General features: G+C 62.5%; 18 protein-coding genes and 1 tRNA gene. 14 read left to right on the top strand and 5 right to left on the bottom strand.

All coding sequences use genetic code 11. The features are described from left to right. Positions 1–6: 6 nt before the first annotated feature. The 6 genes from B5F89_RS05185 to B5F89_RS05215 all read left to right on the top strand — a co-directional run bounded on the left by B5F89_RS05185 (position 7) and on the right by B5F89_RS05215 (position 5,495). A complete protein-coding gene (locus tag B5F89_RS05185) occupies positions 7–258 on the top strand; it encodes a hypothetical protein (protein ID WP_343206322.1) in 252 nt (83 codons plus the stop codon). After that, on the top strand, positions 255–818 hold the full coding sequence (locus tag B5F89_RS09980; RefSeq protein ID WP_143758340.1) for a hypothetical protein: 564 nt from the start codon (positions 255–257) through the stop codon (positions 816–818). Before B5F89_RS05185 ends, B5F89_RS09980 begins: the two co-directional genes overlap by 4 nt. 11 nt (positions 819–829) lie before the next feature. Beyond that, positions 830–1,510: a TadE family protein gene (locus B5F89_RS10290; protein ID WP_087430742.1), complete on the top strand. Its 681-nt coding sequence runs from the start codon at positions 830–832 to the stop codon at positions 1,508–1,510. Next, positions 1,482–3,518 carry a hypothetical protein gene (locus B5F89_RS05200; RefSeq protein ID WP_087430743.1) on the top strand — a complete coding sequence of 679 codons (2,037 nt, stop codon included), beginning with the start codon at positions 1,482–1,484 and terminating at the stop codon, positions 3,516–3,518. Before B5F89_RS10290 ends, B5F89_RS05200 begins: the two co-directional genes overlap by 29 nt. Further along, positions 3,515–3,982: a hypothetical protein gene (locus B5F89_RS05205; RefSeq protein ID WP_087430744.1), complete on the top strand. Its 468-nt coding sequence runs from the start codon at positions 3,515–3,517 to the stop codon at positions 3,980–3,982. The genes B5F89_RS05200 and B5F89_RS05205 overlap by 4 nt, the downstream gene beginning before the upstream one ends. A 589-nt stretch (positions 3,983–4,571) precedes the next feature. After that, the gene (locus B5F89_RS05215; RefSeq protein ID WP_087430746.1) at positions 4,572–5,495 is read left to right on the top strand and encodes an Abi family protein; all 924 of its coding nucleotides are present in this window, start codon (positions 4,572–4,574) and stop codon (positions 5,493–5,495) included. A gap of 144 nt (positions 5,496–5,639) precedes the next feature. Here B5F89_RS05215 and B5F89_RS05220 read toward each other — a convergent pair. Next, positions 5,640–5,715, bottom strand: a tRNA-Phe gene (locus tag B5F89_RS05220). 172 nt (positions 5,716–5,887) lie between these two features. On the opposite strand from B5F89_RS05220, the gene B5F89_RS05225 reads away from it, so the two are divergent. The 6 genes from B5F89_RS05225 (at position 5,888) to B5F89_RS05250 (ending at position 12,175) form a co-directional block, all read left to right on the top strand. Next, positions 5,888–6,952, top strand: a complete 1,065-nt coding sequence (locus B5F89_RS05225) for a cellulase family glycosylhydrolase (protein ID WP_087430747.1) — start codon at positions 5,888–5,890, stop codon at positions 6,950–6,952. A gap of 14 nt (positions 6,953–6,966) precedes the next feature. After that, positions 6,967–7,887, top strand: a complete 921-nt coding sequence (gene rsmI / locus B5F89_RS05230; RefSeq protein ID WP_087430748.1) for a 16S rRNA (cytidine(1402)-2'-O)-methyltransferase — start codon at positions 6,967–6,969, stop codon at positions 7,885–7,887. A gap of 84 nt (positions 7,888–7,971) precedes the next feature. Further along, positions 7,972–9,594, top strand: coding sequence for a methionine--tRNA ligase (gene metG / locus B5F89_RS05235; RefSeq protein WP_087430749.1), 1,623 nt, complete (start codon positions 7,972–7,974; stop codon positions 9,592–9,594). Beyond that, a complete protein-coding gene (rsmA, locus tag B5F89_RS05240) occupies positions 9,595–10,488 on the top strand; it encodes a 16S rRNA (adenine(1518)-N(6)/adenine(1519)-N(6))-dimethyltransferase RsmA (protein ID WP_087430750.1) in 894 nt (297 codons plus the stop codon). Next, complete coding sequence (locus B5F89_RS05245; RefSeq protein ID WP_087430751.1) at positions 10,488–11,456, top strand: TatD family hydrolase; 969 nt, start codon at positions 10,488–10,490, stop codon at positions 11,454–11,456. The genes rsmA and B5F89_RS05245 overlap by 1 nt, the downstream gene beginning before the upstream one ends. 47 nt (positions 11,457–11,503) lie before the next feature. Continuing rightward, the gene (locus B5F89_RS05250) at positions 11,504–12,175 is read left to right on the top strand and encodes a pentapeptide repeat-containing protein (RefSeq protein WP_087430752.1); all 672 of its coding nucleotides are present in this window, start codon (positions 11,504–11,506) and stop codon (positions 12,173–12,175) included. Positions 12,176–12,243: 68 nt separating this feature from the next. On the opposite strand, the gene B5F89_RS05255 is transcribed toward B5F89_RS05250, so the two are convergent. From B5F89_RS05255 to B5F89_RS05270, 4 genes are all read right to left on the bottom strand, one after another. Continuing rightward, positions 12,244–13,308: a Gfo/Idh/MocA family oxidoreductase gene (locus B5F89_RS05255; protein WP_087430753.1), complete on the bottom strand. Its 1,065-nt coding sequence runs from the start codon at positions 13,306–13,308 to the stop codon at positions 12,244–12,246. A gap of 24 nt (positions 13,309–13,332) precedes the next feature. Further along, positions 13,333–14,148, bottom strand: coding sequence for an acyl-ACP thioesterase domain-containing protein (locus B5F89_RS05260; protein ID WP_087430754.1), 816 nt, complete (start codon positions 14,146–14,148; stop codon positions 13,333–13,335). Positions 14,149–14,203: 55 nt separating this feature from the next. Next, the gene (locus B5F89_RS05265; protein WP_087430755.1) at positions 14,204–14,554 is read right to left on the bottom strand and encodes a hypothetical protein; all 351 of its coding nucleotides are present in this window, start codon (positions 14,552–14,554) and stop codon (positions 14,204–14,206) included. 78 nt (positions 14,555–14,632) lie between these two features. Continuing rightward, positions 14,633–15,403 (bottom strand): mechanosensitive ion channel domain-containing protein, encoded by a 771-nt coding sequence (locus tag B5F89_RS05270; RefSeq protein ID WP_087430756.1) that lies wholly within the window; start codon positions 15,401–15,403, stop codon positions 14,633–14,635. Between the two features lie 183 nt (positions 15,404–15,586). Between B5F89_RS05270 and B5F89_RS05275 the strand changes: the two genes are divergently transcribed. Together B5F89_RS05275 and B5F89_RS05280 are read left to right on the top strand one after the other, a co-directional pair. Further along, positions 15,587–16,486 carry a patatin family protein gene (locus tag B5F89_RS05275; RefSeq protein WP_239286682.1) on the top strand — a complete coding sequence of 300 codons (900 nt, stop codon included), beginning with the start codon at positions 15,587–15,589 and terminating at the stop codon, positions 16,484–16,486. A 184-nt stretch (positions 16,487–16,670) separates the two neighbouring features. Further along, entirely contained in the window at positions 16,671–18,680 is a 2,010-nt protein-coding gene (locus tag B5F89_RS05280; RefSeq protein WP_087430757.1) for a cation:proton antiporter, read from the top strand. The last annotated feature ends 49 nt before the right edge of the window (positions 18,681–18,729 follow it).

Below are 18,729 nucleotides of genomic sequence, written 5' to 3' on the forward strand. Positions count from 1 at the left end.
GACACCATGGCTTGGAACATCGACGGATTAACGGCCACGCACGGGACTGAGCATTTTGTGACGTGCGCAGGTGACCTTGTGAGGCGCACTCAGACCTCGCTAAAGAAACTTGCAAGAGAGGAGAGCGCGCAGGGTACCACCGAGTACGCCATTTTGGTGGGTGTGCTCGTCGTCATCGCGATTATCGCCATCGTTGCCTTTCGTGACAAGGTAAGCGAGCTCTGGCAGGCGATCTCAAGCGGCATCAACAGCCTGTGAGCAGATTTCGCCGGGCGCACCTCTCATCAAGGGCGCGCGGCATCGGCCTCGCGCTGCTCTTAGCGGTGTCGTTGTGTACCTCCTGGTGCCTTATTGATCAAGAGCGCAGGGGCGAGGGGACTGCTCCCGCCGCGATTGAAAGCGATGCTGAGGTTGCTGCTCCGAAGGGGGAGGGTGCGTCGGACGGGGACACTCTTGCTGCGGGAAGTGTACCCGGTGGAGAGGTGGGAGGGGAGGCCGCGTCTCTTGCAACGTTTATGGACATCCTCGAGCAGGATGACGTTCAGGATGCGACTGAAAAGGCTTCGACGAGCGTTTCTTGGAGGGAATCGAGGGACATTGTGGAGGCGGCGAGCGGGGCGCTGGAGGTGTATCGCGAGGTCGAGTCGGTCGATTTGGTGACGAGCGGATACGTCGACCTCTCGGGAAATGTATGGGCGGCGCTCTTGAGTGACGGGAAGGGATGGGTGGACATGGTGACGATCGAGGCGGGGGAGAACGATGAGGGGTCTACGGTCACGGTTGTGCGGCTCAGGGCGTCGGCGGTTCCCTCACTTTGAGAGGGGCGGTGATGTTGAGCGCCCCTTTCTATTCGAAGATTCAGCTCAGGGGACGGTCGAATACGCGATTGTCTTCTGCGCCTTTCTCGGCATGCTCGTTGTCCTCGGCCTGCTCTGGCAGACAGGCGCGGGAGGGGCGTTCGTCGCCCTTGCGTCCGAGGCTGCCTCCCATCAGTTCAACGGGCTGGGGGCGCTCGATATCGCGCTGTTTTGAGGTACTCGGAGAGTGCAAAGCCCAAGCGACGGTGGAGGCAGCGCTTTTGTTGCCGAGTTTTCTCTTCGTGCTCCTGTTGGCGTTGCAGCCGGTGTGCATGCTGTACACACGCGCGGTTATGGAGGGGGCGGCAGCGGAGACCGCACGCCTTATGGTTACGGGCTCCGATGGGGGTGCGGAGGCGTATCGCGCCTTCGCACTCCGTCGGCTCGCAGCCGTCCCTAACCTTGCGCTTTTCCACGAGGGAGGTCCCCTTGCCTGGGATATCGAGCTCTCTGCCGCATCCACCGGGGCGGGAAAGGTCCGTGTTGAGATTGAGGGAGCGGTAAAACCGTTACCCGTGTTGGGAGCATTTGCCGGGCTGTGGGGAGAGCGCAATGGGCAGGGAGACGTGCTGGTGAGGACCGAGGTCTCCTACGAAGGACGGCCGTCTTGGCTGGAGGGAAGCTATGAGACGTGGATCGCATCTTGGAGTTGAGCTGTTCATAGAGGACGGCGCGTACACCACGGTTGCTGCCGCCGTTTCGATGCTGGTTGTGCTGACCCTGCTGTTCTCTGCGGCAACGGCGGTGTGGAGTGCGGCTCGATCGAGTGAGGTGCAGGCAGCGGCAGATGCGACGGCGCTCGCCGGGGCGAACGTTGTGTCCTCGTATCGCACCGCTGCGACGGTGGTCGATGCGGCCGTTCTCAGCATGGGGCTTGCTGGGTTCTGCACAACCGGGGCAGGGCTTGTCGGCCTTCTGATCCCGGGTGGTCAGGCGGCGGCGAAGAAGACCGTCGATGCTGGCATACGGATGCTCGAGCTGAGAAACGACCTCGCCGCCTCCGCCTCAAAAGGCCTTTCCAAGTTGGAGGATGCCCTGCCCTATCTGGTGGCGGCGAACGGGACGCGCGTATGCGCGGCTCAGGGTTCAGAAAAGATAACGTACACGGGAACGGCAATCGCTGCGCCACGGGAGAGCGCATCATCCTTTCCCGCCCTGGAGGGCTCGGGCGTACCCACGCAGGGGCTTAAGGAGACCTCGGAGCGCTTGGATGAGGCGGCCGAGGAACTGGCGCGCGCCGCAGAGGCGTCTGAAGACGCCAAGCGAGAGGCATGGCTGGCTGACTGCGGAAAAGAAGGCGCCAACATGCAGGAGAGGGCCGCGAGTCTGTCGGGTCTCTCGGCAGCCGAGAACCCGGATTATGCGTCGAGCGTCACATGGAGCCCGCAGGTCGCCGTTGACCGAACGCGGGCATATTACCGGTGGCGTCTTGAGCACAACGCTCCGGAGGGCACCGGCACGGAGGCGGCTGCAGATGCCTCCGCGCGCGAGGCGTTTTACCGTTTTGCGCTGAAGGAGTTCGAGGGTGCGCGTGTGGAAGAGGTTGACGGCGTCGTCGTTTCGACGGTGCCCCTGCTGCCCCGTAATACCGATGAGGTGCGAGCAAGTGAGCTGTATCGTGAGGCGATTTGGCCTTCGAGCTATGAGGATAAGGGACTTACCCTCCATTACGGATCGGCGTGCCCGGGTGCGACCGGCTCATCGGGGCCTTTGCTTGCCCTGTCCGCCACCGAGGCCGGGACGGCGCGCGAGTGCGAGGTCTGCCGATTCGGCGTGGGCGACGTGGGCAAGACGCCCGCTGCATCCACCTCGATTGACAACGGCTACGAATATCATCTGCGCGCGTTCACGCTGGCGCTTGAGGACTATGTCGATTGTCGCAACGAGGAGCTCGCTCTCGAGAAGAAGGCGCGAGGGGAGGCGGAGGGCGCTGCGAGCGCTTTTGACGATGCACTGTCTGTACTCGGCGGAAAGCGTCCCCGCATAGCGCCGCCGGGTAGAAACGGCACGCTCGGATTTGCGGTGACCGGTGAGTCCGCTACCCCCGCGGAGCTTACGAGCGCCTTTGCGCCGGGGACGTCTGTCGCATCGCGCGGGGCCGTGGCGGGTGCCGTTTTGGCTCCCGATAAAGCGACCGCCGAGAATAACGTGCTCTCTGAGTTTCTCAGCACGTTTGCAGAGCGGGCAGATGGCGGGGCAATTGGACTTGTCGACGATGTGATGGGCCTATGGGGCCGTCTTTTGGTCTCGTATGGGGATTTGACCGGAAAGCTCTCGGGCGTGATGGATGACCTGCTTGGAGGTCTTAAGCAATGGGGGTTGGGGTCTTTGGCGACATGGCTTGAGGACCGAGTGGACGATGCAGTGAAGGCGCTCGACCTCGAACCAGCCGATCTTACGCTCATGAAGCCGGTGCTTACCGACTCAGCAAACGTTGTGACGCACGCCGGGGTGTCGGGATTAGCGGACGTTCAGGAGCGGTTGCGGTCCATCACAGTTGGGACCACCGATCCTGCGGCGTTGCTGCAGGCGATGGGCTACGGTGCGGTTGAGGCTATACAGGAGTCGACATTCACCATCGCCGAGATTCCTCTTCCGGGCGGAGGCTCGTTCCCCCTTACCGTGCGCGTTCGAGATTTGCTGGGAGGTGGAAAGACATGAGAGCGGGCGTCCCTGTTGCGGAGGACAAGGCCCAGGCGACGGTAGAGATGGCCGTCGTGCTGCCGGTGCTGCTGATCCTCGCAATCTTGGTCTACAACGTGATGCTCTTTGTCTGCGCGGTCGCACGTTTCGATCATGTTGTGGCGGACGTGGTCATGGCTCAGGCAGTTTCGCCTCCAGGAGACTCGGGCGCTACCGACGGCGCCGCGCGTGTGGCTGCCTCTCTCGAGGAGGCCATGGAGGGCTATCGTGTGTCGATTTCCGTTGCCGGCGAGCGGGGTGTATCGGCGGACGGGGGCGTGCTGGAGTTGGTGGGCGCGCTGCACACCTATCGCTGCGAGATGCGATTCCAGCCTTGGCCGGGCGCTCTCTCTATTGCGGGCGTGTCTTTGGGCGCGCCTCTTGAGCTCACGCATACACGCTCGATAACGGTAGATCCTTGGAGACCGGGGGTGGTGGCATAGTGCGGCCGTTTACAAAGAGATTGATAGGGTTTGGTGCGGCAGTTGCCGAGCGGATTGGTGGCTTATGGCGAAGCGGGGCCACGCGTTGCGCTTCTTGTGATGACCCTTACGGATTTCGGCGAGCAATGCAGGAGCTAGGGTGGGACGATTGCGAATTTAAGGTGGCAGAGCATTTCGTCACTCGTTTGACTGGGCTCATCGGAGTGGTGGGCGATTTATCTGCCGACGGACCTCCACGCGTGCTGGGGTTTCCTCGATGTAGCTCGGTGCACACCTGCTTTATGGTCTGCCCGATTGATGTCGCATTCTTGGATGGCGAGGGAAGCATCATCGCAGTTCATGTCGCGGTGCCTCCTTGGCGCTTGTTGCGTTGTCCGACCGCAGCTTCGGTGCTCGAACGTCTGTCTTTAGCGGGAACGGGGGAGCCTGTTATTGGTTGGCTGTGAACTGTTTCCCATCATCTTGACCCCTATGTAATGCAGGGTATAGTAGATGGCAGTGATACGGCCTGGTGTCTTTAAGTGAGCCCAGGGCTGGAAAGGGGTCGCTGCCTTGAAGGCAAGCGGCCCCTTTCCTTTTGGAGAGAAGCATGGAGAAAGCCAAATCATTCAAGACAATCAACGAGCAGATTGAAATACTGGAATCAAGGAACGTGATCGTTGATGACCGAGAAGCTGCTCGGCAGTTTCTGCTAAGAAACAGCTATTACTCACTTGTTAACGGCTATAAAGAATTTTTTCTCGATAAGGATCGAACGAATAGAGACGTCGAAGTTTATCGAGACGGTACTACATTTGCACATTTGGCAACTCTGTATCGTTTTGATAACGAGCTCAGGCTTGCGATGATGCGCTGCCTCACGATTGCAGAGAAAGCGATGAAAACAGCAACTGTGCACGCGTTCTGTCACAAGTTCCCCGATCCCGAGGACTACCTCGATCCTTCGTCGTACTGCCTTAAAAAGGATTATCGCGGCAAGGAGTACACTGCCAATCTCATCCGTCTGCTCTCGACGCTGCAGGGTATCCGAGACGGACGGGGAGATAGGCGTCCGTATATTGAGCATTACCGCAGGAAATATGGCTTCGTTCCTTTATGGGTGGTAGCGAACGCGCTCACCTTTGGAAACATGTCGCACTTCTATAGTCTCCAGAAGATTGGAGTTCAAAATGAGACGTGCCATCTTATATGCAAATCAATAGACCGTGATGTTATAAGTGCAAAAACCTTGCGAGGAATCTACTCGACGTTGACGGCTTTCCGCAATACGTGCGCCCATGGAGGGAGGCTGTTCTGCAAACGATCGGGGAAGCGCGGCGATAAGAGATTCGTGGATATGCTCAACGATTTATCGACCGTTTCGACGCGTATGGAAATGGATGCGACTGTCATATCTATTATGCAAAGCCTGTCTACATTGGAAGAGGTCGATGGGCTGAGGTCTTTGGTAGAAAAGGAAATGGGTCTCACCGAGACTAAGATGATGAAATTGCTTGAGTGTCCTTGTGGATGAGTGGGGCGTGAGACTGTAGGCGACTTGAGAACCTGGCTGAAATGCAGGTTCTTCTCCTACTTTACCGAGGGGATCCTGCAGATCGACTCTCATGGTGAAAAGCAGCAAGCCCGCAGGTGGTCTGCGGGCTTGCTCGAATTGCGATGGTGGTCAGAGAGGGAGTCGAACCCCCGACACGAGGATTTTCAGTCCTCTGCTCTACCAACTGAGCTATCTGACCGGGGCTGTCTCAACAACAGCTTGTTAAATATACCAAAATCGTTCGCAGGGTCAAGGGAGAAATTTCTTTTTCTAAAACTGCGTCTGCGCCGGCGCTCTCGGGCGCATGGGGCATCGGCTATACTCATGGACACGATTGTGCGAGCAGTGTGAGCGATGAGGATGGAGCGGGTATGTTCGAGAGAATTCGCGGCGTCAACCTTTCTGGATGGTTTCTTCCCGAGCCGTGGGTCACGCCCTCGCTCTTTGCTGCCACCGGCGCCTCCAATGTGTCGGAACTGCAGGCGGCGCTCGGCGCCACCAAGTTCAATGAGCGCGTGCGGCAGCATCTGGAGACGTTCATCACCGAAGACGACTTTCGCCGTATCTCTGCAATCGGCCTAAACGCCGTGCGCCTCCCGGTACCGTGGTATGCCTTTGGCTCGCAGAGCGAGTCTGAGGTCTACATTCCCCTGGTCGACTATATCGACCGTGCCTTTGAGTGGGCCGAGAAGTACGACATGGGCGTGCTGCTTGATTTGGCGACCGTGCCGGGCGGACAGGGCGATTCCAACGCCACGCCGAGCACGCCCGAGTCGACCGCTGCCTGGCATTCCTCAACCAACGGACGCCATATTGCCCTGAACGTTCTCGAGCGTCTTGCGGTTCGTTATGGGTCGCGCAAGGGTCTGATTGGTCTGGAGCTGCTCGACTCGCCGATTATGAGCCGGCGCGTGAATCTGTTTACCACAAGCGACGGCATTCCTCGTCACTATCTCAGGAACTTCTACCGTGACGCCTACGAGCTTGTGCGCGCACACATGCCAGAGGACAAGGCGGTGGTGTTCTCCGCTTCGGGTGACCCCGGCGCGTGGAAGCACTTCATGAGCGGCGACAAGTACCAGAACGTCATCATGGACGTGCACCTGTATCACTACCGTGACGACAATGCCCAGGACATTACAAGCCCGCGCGGCCTTTCCGCAGCGATTGCCCGCAACCGAAAGCTCATCAAAGAAGCCCGCTCGGCGGGATTCCCCGTTATTGTGGGCGAGTGGTCCGGCGCGGCGGTGTTCGCTAACGCTTCGATTACTCCGGAGGGCCATGCTGCCTACGGGCGCGTGTTTATCTCGAACCAGCTCGCCTCCTTCTCCGACGCAGCGGGGTGGTTCTTCCAGACGTGGAAAACCGAGAAGCGCATCGCCGCCTGGGATGCCCGTGTGGCGCTCGGCGCACTTGAGCGTGCCATGCTCGATTAGCGGGGCGGTCTGATATGCGCACGCATGCGGATGGCTCGCCCGCCGCGGGCAAGCTCTATGTAGTGGGAACGCCTATTGGCAATCTGGGGGATTTGTCTCCCCGCGCGGCTCAGGCGCTCTCTGAGGCGGATGCCGTGTGCTGCGAGGATACGCGCGTGACCGGTAAGATCTTGGCGCACATCGGGAAGCGCAAGCCGCTCGTTCGCTGCGATGAGAACGTGATCGAAGCTCGCGCGGTGGGCCTTGTCGAGCGGATGCTCGCGGGAGAGACTATCGCCTTCGCCTCCGACGCGGGTATGCCCGGCGTCTCCGACCCCGGACAGGTGCTCGTCGACGCTGCGCGCGCAGAGGGTGTTGACGTTGAGGTCATACCGGGTCCCACTGCGTGCATCACGGCGCTGGTGAGCTCGGGCATTGCATGCGAGCACTTCTTTTTTGAGGGATTCCTTCCGCGCAAGACGGGGGAGCGCGCACGGCGCTTGGCGGAGCTCGCGTCTGTCCCGGGGGCGCTTCTGTTCTACGAATCGCCCCATCGCGCGGCGGCGACCCTCGCCGCTATTGCCGAGGCATATCCCCGTCGCGAGGCCGCGCTCTGTCGCGAGCTCACCAAGCTGCACGAGGAGGTGCTTCGCCTTCCTGCCGCCGAGCTCGCCCGCGAGGTGGCGGGGCGCGAGGAGCTCAAGGGGGAGATTGTTATCGTAGTCGCTCCGCCCGATGCTGAGGAGCTCGCTGCCCTGAGGGCCGCTTCCCCGGCGGGTGCGTCGCGGAGTGCGGCGGATGACATCGACGCCGCCCTGAGGACAGAGATTGAGGCCGCGCTCGATGCGGGCGAGGCCGCCTCGGCAATTGCCAAACGTCTTTCGCGGCGGTTTTCTCGCAAACGGCGGGACGTGTACGCGCTGGTACTCGACATGCAAGACGCTCGTTTGCGGTAAAATCCCTCTTTAGCCGACGCGGCGCCGACCGCGTCTTGAGTCACACCCTATCGGCCCCGTGCCGTGAAAGAAAGGACGCGCATCATGGAGCATACGCAGCCTTCGTATTACATCACCACGCCTATCTACTACGTGAACGCCCGCCCGCACCTCGGCACGGCGTACTGCACCGTTCTGGCCGATGTTCAGGCCCGCTTCCAGCGCTCCTGCGGCCGCGACGTCAAGTTCCTCACGGGCATGGATGAGCACGGCGAGAAGATTGCTGAGGCCGCGGAGAAAAACGGTTTCGACTCCCCGCAGGCATGGTGCGATTCCATGGAGCCGGCGTTCCGCGACCTGTGGAAGACGCTGAACATCTCCAACGACGATTTCATCCGCACCACGCAGCCGCGCCATATCGCGGGCGTCCAGAAGTTCCTCGAGACGCTGCTCGAGCGCGGCTACATCTATAAGGACGCCTACGACGGCTGGTATTGCCGCCCGGATGAGACCTACTTCACCGAGACCCAGGTGCGCCACCATGAGGAGGAGCGCATCGCGGCAGGTGAGGAGCCCGCCGACCCCGAGCACCCGCTCTGCCCGGATTGCGATCGCCCGCTCGAGCGCATCAAGGAGGAGAGCTGGTTCTTCAAGCTCTCCGAGTTCCAGCAGCCCTTGCTTGACTTCTATGAGGCGCACCCCGATTTCATCCAGCCCGAGACGCGCCGCAACGAGGTGCTCTCCTTTGTGAAGGGCGGTCTCAAGGACCTCTCCATCAGCCGCTCGACCTTTGATTGGGGCGTGCCGTTCCCCTTTGACGAGAAGCACGTTGCCTACGTTTGGGTCGACGCCCTGATCAACTACCTCTCGGCCGTGGGCTACGGCGCTGAGGGCGAGGAGGCGGCCGATGAGCTCGCCTTCCGCTGGCCGGCGCAGGTGCACGTAGTTGGTAAGGACATCATCCGTTTCCATTGCGTCATCTGGCCCGCGCTTCTTATGGCCGCCGGTCTGCCGCTTCCCGAGAAGGTCTTTGTGCACGGCTTCCTCACGGTGCGCAACGAGGAGACCGGCAAGGTCGAGAAGATGAGCAAGAGCCGCGGCAACGCCATCGCCCCCGAGGAGGTCCTCGAGCTTCTTGGCGTGGATGCCTACCGCTACTACTTCATGAGCGACGTTGTGCACGGAACCGACGCGCCCATCAGCTGGGGTCGCATGCGCCAGGTCTACAATGCCGACCTTGCCAACAGCTGGGGCAACCTCGTCTCCCGTACGCTCAACATGAGCGCCAAGTACTTCGACGGCTGCGCGCCCGTGCGCCCCGCTAACTTTGATGAGCCCTCGCCGCTGCGCGATGCGTGCGCCGGCATTTTTGAGCGCTACGCCGCCTGCATGGAGACGATGGATTACAGCGGGGCCGCCACCGAGGTGCTCGCCATCGTGTCCGCCGCCAACCACTACATCGAGGACATGGCCCCGTGGGCGCTTGCCAAGGACCCCGAGCGCGCTGACGACCTTGCCCTGGTGATTTGGAACCTCCTTGAGGTCATCCGCATCGTGGCCGAGCTGTACGACCCCTTCATGCCGAGTATCTCCGCCGAGGTTCGTCGCCGCCTGTCGCTCGACACAGCGCCAACGAGCGACCTCGCCCGTGCCTGCGTGTGGGGCGGCCTTGCGGGTGGTGCGCCCGTTGAGAAGGGCGAGCCGCTCTTCCCGCGTCTGGTCGACTAGATGACGACGTCACCTCTGGCGAGCCCGGCCGCCACACGCGAGCTGCTTGACGCCTTTGGGCTCGCCACCAAGCACCGCTTGGGGCAGAACTTTCTTATCGACAACCATGTGATCGAACGCATCATGGCGCTCGCCGAGCTCACGGGCTCGGAGCGCGTGCTCGAGGTGGGGCCCGGCATCGGCACCCTTACGCTCGCGCTGCTGCAGGAGGCGGGTCGCGTCGTTTCGATCGAGATGGACCGCGAGCTCGAGCCCGTGCTCGGCGCGCATGCCGCAGCGCACGACAACTTCCGCTTCCTTATGGGGGACGCGCTCAAGGTCCCTTCCGACCTCGTTGCCGAGGCGGCGGGTGGGGAGCCGACCGTTTTTGTGGCGAATCTTCCCTACAACGTGGCGGCGACCATCATCCTCGACTTTTTTGAGCGCATGCCGACGCTTGAGCGTGCCGTCGTGATGGTGCAAAAGGAGGTCGCCGACCGCATTGCCGCACGCCCGGGCACCAAGGCGTACGGCGCCTATACCGCTAAGCTTGCGCTTTTTGCCGAGGTGACGGGCCGTTTTGAGGTACCGCCGCGCTGCTTTTTGCCTGCGCCCCATGTTGATTCCGCGGTAGTGAGGCTCGACCGCATCCCTGCCGAGCGCGGGGCGTTGGCGGCGTGTGCCGAGGACGGGTGCTTGCTCGGGCTTGCGGATGTCTGCCGCGTGATCGATGCAGCGTTTGCCCAGCGTCGCAAGACCATCCGCAACTCTATGGGCGCAAACGGTTTTGCCAAAGACGTGCTCGACGCCGCGTTCGCTACGGCGGGCATTGCCGCCACGGCACGCGCCGAGACGCTTACGGTTGATGATTTTGTCCGCCTTGCCTGCGCTCTGAGCAAGGCAGGTGCCCTGTGATGTACGAGTCGCGCCCCCAGGCGTCCGACGGTGCCACTATAGAGCCGCTGACGTTTGTCAAACACACCAAACGGGGTGACAAGAGCTATACCGCTCCGAGTCTCGCGCTGCCGCTTGCAGACACCCATGCGCATCTGACCTGCTTCTGGTCAAAAGATCCTGCCCAGGTTCTCGAGCGTGCAGCGTGCGCGGGGGTACATCGCCTCGTGACGCCCTATGATCCCGTGGGCGACGATATGGATCTTCCAACCTACCAGGAGCTTCTGCGGTCGTGGCTCGATCAGGTGCGTGCGGCGGGCTGTGCCCTTGCGGATAACGTCCGGTTTCTCGCGGGCGTCCACCCCTATGGCGCGCCGGACTACACCGATGCGGTGCACGAGGTGCTCGAGCGTGCGCTCAACGACCCATTATGCGCCGGTATTGGCGAGATAGGGCTCGACTACCACTTTGACGCCGACGACCATATCGAGGCGGCGCCGCACGATGTGCAGATGGATGCGATGGCGCGGCAGCTGGCGCTTGCCTGCGAGCGTAACGTTCCGGTCGAGCTTCATTTGCGCAACGACGCGGGCGACGCCTTGCGCGAGGCACATGCGGATGCGTATCGTGTGCTCCGCGAGGTCGGCGTACCCGAAGCGGGCTGCATCCTCCACTGCTTTGGAGAGGACGCACCCACCATGGAGCGGTTCGCGGAGCTCGGTTGCTACATCGCTTTTGGCGGGGCGGCGACGTTTAAGCGCAACGAGTTCGTTCGCGAGGCCTTTGCGGTGTGCCCCCTCGACCGCATACTCTTTGAGACCGATTGCCCCTACATGGCTCCCGAGCCCATCCGCGGGCTCGAGTGCGAACCGGCGATGATTACGTTTACGGCCGATGCCCTCAGCCGTGACCGAGCGGAGCGCACGGGCGAAGCGCCGGATGATATCCTGCGCGCGGCATACGACAATGCCCTCCGCATCTTTTTCTAACAAACAGCACAGGTTGGTGTGCGCTTCGTAGGTCGCAAGGGAGTCGCATGGAAACGAACAAGGTGTTTTCTGGATATGCCCACGTCTCGGGTCGCATGGAGTCGACGCTGAGCGCCGGGGAGCTTTTCGATTGCTTTGCTGCAGGCGAGGCGGAAGTGTCGCGGGGCGCGTTCCGCGCGCTCGAGCTCATCGGTTCTGATGCGGCGGATGCCACTTTTGAACAGGTGCTTTTTCACGACTGTCTTTTTGAGGATGTCGACTTTTCCAACAGCACGCTCACCGATGTGCGGTTTGAGAACTGCCGGTTCATCTCGTGCCGGATGGAGCGCTGCTGGCTTAACCGCGTTGATTTCTGCTCCTGCTCGGCACCCGGCCTGAGCCTCATTAAGAGCCGTATCACAAGCGCCTTTATCGATGACAGTCAGCTGCGCTACGCGAACTTCTCGGAGGCGAACGTGCGCGGACTGCGCGTGTGCACGACCAATCTCGCGGAGAGCTCGTGGCATGCGACGGCACTTAAGAGCGCGGGCTTTTCCGACTGCGACCTCACCGGCGCCGAGTTCATCCGCACCCCGCTTTCGGGCATTAATCTGACGTCTTGCCGCATCGGCGGGCTTGTTGTCTCACAGGATTATCGTGAACTGTGCGGCTGCGTGATTGCTCCGGAGCAGGCGGTGGATCTTATCGGGCTTTTGGGTGTGCACATCGCCGATGATTGATGGCGGCACAGCCGCCTTTTGTGGTTCTGGCAAGCCTTGCCTGCTGCGTGTCCAGGAGGAATTGCAGGCTAGCTGATGAGGCTTGCGCGTATGGCGTCGAGCATCTCGGCGCAGCGAATGCTCGCGGCAAGCGGCATGACGGGGGATTCGGGGGCGCCGGTGCGCATAAGCTCACAGAAGTGATGAATCTGCCCGTAGAAATCGTCCACCTCATAAGGGAGGTCGATGGTATACGGGTCCTCATCTTCGATGCGGACCTCGGCGTGAACGGGGCGATGCAGGTCATCGACGATGATGGTGCCCTTGGTGGCGATAAGACGTGCCTGGCGCGGGAGCTCGTCGCTGTCGCATGCCGTGATGAGGCGAGCGGTGGCCTGCTCGTTTGGGGCAGCTGCACGGGTGACGTGCGAATCGGTGTCGCCCTGACCGGCAAAGGAGAGTTCGGCATCGACAAAGCTGTCCACGTCGGTATCGAAGCGAGCGCGCGATCTGGTAACCTCAAACTGCCCCGCGAGGTAGTCCTCCAGCCAGCAGGCGCAGTAGATGCCGGTGTCTAGCAGCACGCCGCCCTGCTTGGGGTCGGACATATAGTCCGTTCTCGAGGAGAGACGCTCGCCCATATCGTTTTCCAGCGCGGTCTCTACGCGCGTGATCCTACCGATGGCGCCTGCGGCAACAAGCTCGCGCACGCGGGCGTAGCAGGGGGTGAAGCGTGTTTTCATCGCCTCCATAAAGAGCGTGCCCGTCTCGCGAGCGACAGCTGCCACCTCGCGCATCTCATCGGCGGAAAGCGCCGCCGGCTTCTCGCAGAGAACGGCCTTGCCCGCGCGCAGGGCCCGTATCGCCCAGACGCGGTGGAGGCCGTGGGGGAGGGCGAGGTAGATCGCGTCGATGTCGGGGCGTGTGAGAAGGGTCTCGTGCGCTGCGCCCGCCTCGCCGCCGAGCGCCTCGTCGGAAAGCGCATCTGCGGTGGCAACGTTGAACTTTTCTGCAAAGGCAGCGGCTTTGGCAGCGGAGCGGCAGCTGATGGCTACGAGCTTTGCCTGCGGCTCGGATCTAAGGCTCGCGGCAAAGCGGTGCGCGATGCGCCCTGCCCCTAAAATGCCCCAGCGAATGACCTGATCAGCACTCATAGCACGTCTGCTTTCTAGCTCGCTCTAGCGCAGCTCGACGACGGCGAACGTGGCGCCCTCGTGATCGGTGAGCGTCACGACGGCGCGGTCGCCATCGATGGCAACATGCGGATAGATGACGTCGCCGAGGACGGCGGCGCGGCGGTAGTCCACGCGCACGCCTCGGGCTCCGCGCTCACGCACCTGCTCGGGCAGGTCCTCGCGTGCGACCTGCTCGAAGGCCATCTGGACATAGTGGCAGTTGTTGACATGCTCGTTGGTGTCGATAAGGCTCGGCCCAACGGTGATGGGCTCGTCGTCGCGCAGATGCTCGGGCAGCTCGATGCGGCGGTTCTCGGCAGGTAGAGGCAGCGCCTCCGCCTCGCCATAGGGGGCGATGTGCTCGGGTGCCGGGCGGGTCGGGCGCATGGTGGCAAGGTCCATGAACGCCCACGACGACAGCGCGCGCACGATATAGCGCCCCGCCTCATCGCGCAGGTAGAAGCAGCGCTTTGCCGTGAACCCTCTAAAGTGCGTGGCAAACGTGCCCACCGTTACCGGTTCGCAGAGCGACGGGTAGCGGTCGATGACGATGTGCCAGTGGGTGAGGACCCAGGCGCGCTTCTCGTGCTTGAGCCAAGCCATGCCGAGGCCGAGCGTCTCGGACTGAAAGGTGCTCGCGTCCTGGAAAGCGTTGATAAGCGCGGGAAGTGTCATGAGGCCGCGGTGCCCGACTTCGCTGTAGCGCACGTTGTAGGTGTACTCGAAGGCGTTTGGCGCCGGCTTGACGGCGCTGCCGGTGGCGCGCGCCGCCGGCGTTGCGGGCTCGGTGGTATCGGTTGGATCGAGGGGTGCGTCCATGGTGGTCCTTTGAGATGGTATGGGTTAGCGTTGCCGGGCGGTGCGCGGGACGGCGCTAGAACGTGCTGCCGTTCCAGCCAAAGTTGGGTGTAGACGAGCAACTCACGTAGATGCGCGAGGGATCGATGCCAAGCGTCTGCGCCACGCTTTGGGTCACTTCGGCAGTGAGGGCGTCCCATGCAGCGGCCGGTACCTCGCTGCGTGCGAAGACGCCCACCTCGATAAGGGCAGAGGGCTGCGTGTCGTCGCCGGCGAAGTAGATGGGCGCGCATTCGTCAAAAAGGCACATGAGCCATTGCTCGGACTTGCCAGGGATGGCCTCGATGGCAGATCCGTACGCAGCCTTGAGCGCGGTGCGCGCATCCTCGGGGATGGGCGTGGATGCATAGGTCTTGATAACGGGCATGATGGCTCCTCTCTGGGCTGTCTCAGAGTTTCATCATACCCAAAGGAGGCGGCAAGACGTCTTTCTGCCGCGAATGCGCTACCGCGTGAACGGGGCGATGGCGCGCACGGCGGCGTCGATCGCGGCGGCGACGAGCTCCGGGTTCTCTATGTGCAGGATGACCTTGCCGCGGAAGCCGTACTCGGTGATGTCTGAGAAGAGCACCTTGACGGGCGGGTCGGAGACGATGGGGGAGACCGCGCGCACGGCTGTCTCGGTTGCCTGGGCTATGCGTTCGGCGTCCTCTGCGAGCGGCTTTTCGGTTGAGGTGATGGCAAAGGGCACCACAACGAGGCTCGCCGGCGGCAGCTTAACAAAGGAGCTTTTCGACAGAACCGAGTTGGGGATGATGATGGTCTGACCGGTGGCGTTCTCGATGGTGGTGTGCCGCAGACCCACGTCGGTCACCACACCTTGATCGGTGCCGACGCGGATGTGGTCGCCGGGAGCCACAACGCGCATGAAGGTGAGTTGCAGGCCGCCGATAAGGTTGGAGAGCGTGTCCTGGAAGCCGAGCGAGATGGCGATACCGCCGACGCCAAGGGCGGCAACGAAGGTGCTCACGTTGACGTCAAAGCAGGTCTCGAGGATGATGCTTCCCCCTACAAACCAGACGGCGCCGCGCGCGATGTTGACGATGATGGAGGTTGCGGGAAGCGGGTTCTCGTCGCTGCGCAGGATGCGCCGAAGTCCATGGGCGATGGCACGCTCGCAGGCAAATGTTATCGCCAGAAGGATGGCAAACCAGGCGACCTGCCGCATCCAGCCTTCGGGGAGGATGGAGAGGAACTGGGTGAGAAACTGGTCCATGCGCGTGTCCCGTCTGCCGCTGGCGTCGTGATGTTCCCATGGTATACCCGTGCCCCTTTGCGCAATGCGGAAATCTCGGCGGCGGCGCAGCGCGTATACTGTCCTGCAGATGAGTTGACGGAAGGACCGATAATGTCACAAGCCCGGACCACCATAACAACGCCCCAAGGAAAAACCTTTGTTGTGGGCGATCCTATTGTGGATGTGCCCGCGCCCGAGCCCGTGCGCGGGGCGGATACCACGGGCGTGGTGCTCGAGGGCGGTGGCATGCGCGGCCTTTTTACCGCGGGCGTGATCGATGTGTGGATGGAGCACGGTATTACCGCCGCCGAGGTCGTGGGCGTGTCTGCGGGCGCTACCTTTGGGTGCAACTTCAAATCGCGCCAGATTGGGCGCGCTCGCCGCTACAATGAGCGGTTCTGCGCAGACCCACGCTACAGCGGTTTCAAGAACCTGCTCACCACAGGAGACCTCTACAGCAAAGACTTTGCGTACGGCGAGGTGCCCTGGGTGCACGACCCCTTCGACCTCGACACATTTGAGCGCAGCCCCATGCGGTTTTTCACCACCTCGACAGACCTTGCCTCGGGCGAGGCGGTGTATCACGAGCTTTCTGGCGACGGCGGCGATATTATCGAGTGGATTCGCTCGTCGGCCTCGATCCCGGTGCTCTCGCGCCCGGTCGAGCGGGACGGCAGACTGCTCCTCGACGGCGGCGTGGCCGACTCCATCCCGCTTGACTGGATGCTCGCGCGCGGGCACCAAAAGACGGTGCTCGTTCTCACGCAGCCGCAGGGCTACCGCAAGGAACCCAATGCGATAATGCCGTTTTTGCGTCTGTGGTTCCGTCATTACCCTCAGTTCGTGGCGCAGCTCGCCAATCGCCACGAGCGCTACAATGCCACGCTCGATACAATCGAGCGCCTCGAGCAGGCGGGCGAGATTTTTGTGGTGCGGCCGAGTTCCTCGGTCAAGACCCCGGCGGTCGTGCGCGACCCGGCTGTGCTCGAGGAGGTCTATCAGCGCGGGCGCGCCGATGCGGAGGCGACCCTCGACGGTCTTGTGGCCTATCTAGATGCGTAAATGTTCTGTTACTGAATACGTCACATCTTTGCGGGTATAGGAAACTCAAAGATGCGTACATATGCCATGCGGCCTTCGCGTCACCGAGAGGGCCGCTTTTCGTATCGCGACGCCGCGGGTTTGCACTATACGTGATCCCGACGTCGCGTGTCCGCATACCGTTTTACCTACCCGAGAGGACCCTATGCACGGCGACACCATTTTGCTGCTCACCTTTGTATTCGCCCTCGTCGCGGCGTTTGCCGGCGGCCTCGTCGCGCGAGCGCTCCACCTGCCGCCCATTGTGGGCTACTTGCTCGGCGGCTTTGCGGTGGGGCCCTTCACGCCGGGCTTCATCGGTGACTCGCATGCCATGAGCCAGCTCTCCGAGGTTGGCGTCATGTTCATGATGTTCGGCGTCGGCATGCATTTCTCGATCCGTGACCTGCTCTCGGTCAAGGGCATCGCCATCCCCGGCGCGGTACTGCAGATCGCGCTTGGCACGCTTGCGGGCTGGGGGCTCGCGCAGGTGCTCGGTTGGTCAAGCGAGGCGGGCATCATGCTGGGACTTTCGGTGAGTATCGCCTCCACCGTCGTGCTCATCCGCAACCTCACCGACGCGGGCCGCTACCAGAGCGCGGGCGGACGCGTGGCCACCGGCTGGCTCATTGTGGAGGACCTCGCGACCATCGTCATCCTCGTCATTTTGCCGGTGGTGTTTGGCCCGGGCGAGGTTGCGGGCCCGGCGCTTGCGTTTGAGGTGGTCGAGGCGCTCGTGCTCACGGCCGCGTTTGTGGCGCTCATGCTCGTGGTGGGGTCGCGCGTTCTGCCGTGGCTGCTCACCAAGATCGCGCGCTTCTGCCCGCGCGAGCTTTTCCAGCTCGCGGTGGTGGTTGTGGCGCTCGGCGTCGCCATGGTCGCGTCGCTTGTCTTCAACGTATCGGTTGCGCTCGGCGCATTTCTGGCCGGCGTGGTGGTGAGCGGGTCTGCGCTTTCGCACCGCATCGCGGCTGAGGCCGTGCCCTTTCAGGACCTGTTCTCCATCATCTTCTTTGCCTCGGTGGGCATGATGGTCGACCCGGCGGTGCTCGTGGCGCACCTGGGCGAGCTTCTTGCCATCGTGGCACTCATCATGGTCGGCAAATGGCTCATCAACATGGTGCTCGGCATCGTGCTTTCCGCCGGGCTCGCAACCACGCTCACCGTTGCTGCCGGCCTCTCGCAGATAGGCGAGTTCTCCTTCATTATCGGGCAGCTCGGCGTGTCGCTCGGCGTGCTCACCTCCGAGCAGTACAGCCTCATCTTGGGCGGCGCCGTCATCTCGATTGCGCTCAACTCGTTTGTGTTCAAGTCCGTCGACCCGCTCGAGCGCGTACTCGGCGCGCACCCGCTGTTCCATAAGCTCTACGACCGTCACGTGCGCACCATCGAGACGCCCGGTACAAAGATGCTCGCCAACCATGTGGTCGTGGTGGGCTACGGCCATGCGGGCCGCTGCGTGGCAGATGTGCTCGCCCGGCTCGATATTCCGTGCTTGGTGGTAGAACGCGCCTTCGAGGCGGCCGAGGAGGCGGAGGCAGCCGGCCTCAGGGTGCTCCAGGGCGACGCGGCCAACTCCACCATCCTCGAGCACGCGCGGCTCGATGCGGCGCGTCTGCTTGTGGTCGCCATCGATCAGGAGGCGTCCGCCGAGCTCGTCGCCCGCGAGGCGCGCGAGCTCGCGCCGGGGCTCACGGTCGTCGCGCGCGCCGACTCCGACGGTGCGGTCGAGGCGCTCGTAGAGGCGGGCGCCGCTGACGTGGTGCGCCCCGAGCTGGAGGGCGGCATCGAGCTCATGCGCCATGCCCTGCTGCGTCTGGGTTACCGTCCGCAACAGATTCAGGGCTACGCGAACGACCTGCGCGAGAGCGGTTATGAGGCTCTGGGCGATGGCGCGCAGCTCGCCCGCGTCCGTGCGGTCGAGCGCCTCATGACGGCGATGCACGACCTCGAGCTCGACTGGGTTGAGGTAGAAGAGGGGAGTGCGCTTGCCGGCACCACCCTCGCTGAGAGCGATCTGCGTGCCCGTACGGGAGCGCAGGTGGTGGCGCTGCGTCGCGGCGAGGCGGTAACGCTTGCCGTTGCGCCCGACGAGGTTCTGCGCGCAGGCGATGTGCTCGGCCTCATGGCTTCGCCCGAGGGCCTCTCCGCCGCGGAGCGCGAGCTTGCGGGCTAGTTCGGTGGCAGGTACCAGAGGGTGCTGATGAGCGTTTTCGCGCCCTGTT

Source organism: Collinsella sp. An307, assembly GCF_002161805.1.
In the GTDB taxonomy this organism is placed as follows: domain Bacteria; phylum Actinomycetota; class Coriobacteriia; order Coriobacteriales; family Coriobacteriaceae; genus Coprousia.

What these genes read in the sequence shown, in the direction of transcription:
- B5F89_RS05185 (WP_343206322.1), top strand. Translation starts at nt 7, where the DNA reads ATGGCTTGGAACATCGACGGATTAACGGCCACGCACGGGACTGAGCAT.
- B5F89_RS10290 (WP_087430742.1), top strand. Translation starts at nt 830, where the DNA reads ATGTTGAGCGCCCCTTTCTATTCGAAGATTCAGCTCAGGGGACGGTCG.
- B5F89_RS05200 (WP_087430743.1), top strand. Translation starts at nt 1,482, where the DNA reads ATGAGACGTGGATCGCATCTTGGAGTTGAGCTGTTCATAGAGGACGGC.
- B5F89_RS05205 (WP_087430744.1), top strand. Translation starts at nt 3,515, where the DNA reads ATGAGAGCGGGCGTCCCTGTTGCGGAGGACAAGGCCCAGGCGACGGTA.
- B5F89_RS05215 (WP_087430746.1), top strand. Translation starts at nt 4,572, where the DNA reads ATGGAGAAAGCCAAATCATTCAAGACAATCAACGAGCAGATTGAAATA.
- B5F89_RS05225 (WP_087430747.1), top strand. Translation starts at nt 5,888, where the DNA reads ATGTTCGAGAGAATTCGCGGCGTCAACCTTTCTGGATGGTTTCTTCCC.
- rsmI (WP_087430748.1), top strand. Translation starts at nt 6,967, where the DNA reads ATGCGCACGCATGCGGATGGCTCGCCCGCCGCGGGCAAGCTCTATGTA.
- metG (WP_087430749.1), top strand. Translation starts at nt 7,972, where the DNA reads ATGGAGCATACGCAGCCTTCGTATTACATCACCACGCCTATCTACTAC.
- rsmA (WP_087430750.1), top strand. Translation starts at nt 9,595, where the DNA reads ATGACGACGTCACCTCTGGCGAGCCCGGCCGCCACACGCGAGCTGCTT.
- B5F89_RS05245 (WP_087430751.1), top strand. Translation starts at nt 10,488, where the DNA reads ATGTACGAGTCGCGCCCCCAGGCGTCCGACGGTGCCACTATAGAGCCG.
- B5F89_RS05250 (WP_087430752.1), top strand. Translation starts at nt 11,504, where the DNA reads ATGGAAACGAACAAGGTGTTTTCTGGATATGCCCACGTCTCGGGTCGC.
- B5F89_RS05255 (WP_087430753.1), bottom strand. Translation starts at nt 13,308, where the DNA reads ATGAGTGCTGATCAGGTCATTCGCTGGGGCATTTTAGGGGCAGGGCGC.
- B5F89_RS05260 (WP_087430754.1), bottom strand. Translation starts at nt 14,148, where the DNA reads ATGGACGCACCCCTCGATCCAACCGATACCACCGAGCCCGCAACGCCG.
- B5F89_RS05265 (WP_087430755.1), bottom strand. Translation starts at nt 14,554, where the DNA reads ATGCCCGTTATCAAGACCTATGCATCCACGCCCATCCCCGAGGATGCG.
- B5F89_RS05270 (WP_087430756.1), bottom strand. Translation starts at nt 15,403, where the DNA reads ATGGACCAGTTTCTCACCCAGTTCCTCTCCATCCTCCCCGAAGGCTGG.
- B5F89_RS05280 (WP_087430757.1), top strand. Translation starts at nt 16,671, where the DNA reads ATGCACGGCGACACCATTTTGCTGCTCACCTTTGTATTCGCCCTCGTC.